Raw genomic sequence first — 349 nt, forward strand, 5'->3', positions numbered from 1 at the left:
ATGCCGTGGTAGATCTCGGGGGTCATGTAGTTGTGGGCCAGGATCACTGCATTGCGCTGTTTCTTCAACGCGTTGATCGCGACCACATAGGGGGCGAAGATCGCCCAGTCGGGCGGCGAGATCACCCGCTCCATCTTGCTGTAAATCCCGGCATGCGCCGCGGCCAGTTCGGCGGATGGGGCAAGATCGTAGTGATGGGCAAGTTCGGTGCGCAGCGCGGTCTGATCAAGCAAGTGCTAAATATCCTCGGGTTATTACAGCCCATTCCGGGCAGTGCGGTCTAACCGGCAACGTTGAGATTTCCGGTGGTGGGATGTTTAGGGGGCGGCTTACGTAAGGGCAAGCGGGT

General features: G+C 59.0%; 1 pseudogene. It reads right to left on the minus strand.

The features are described from left to right. Positions 1–233: pseudogene (locus tag A3764_RS21855) on the minus strand (quinolinate synthase NadA); the annotation flags it as partial. Positions 234–349: the final 116 nt, after the last annotated feature.

The sequence above is a fragment of the Sulfitobacter sp. HI0129 genome (assembly GCF_001635395.1).
GTDB lineage: Bacteria > Pseudomonadota > Alphaproteobacteria > Rhodobacterales > Rhodobacteraceae > Sulfitobacter.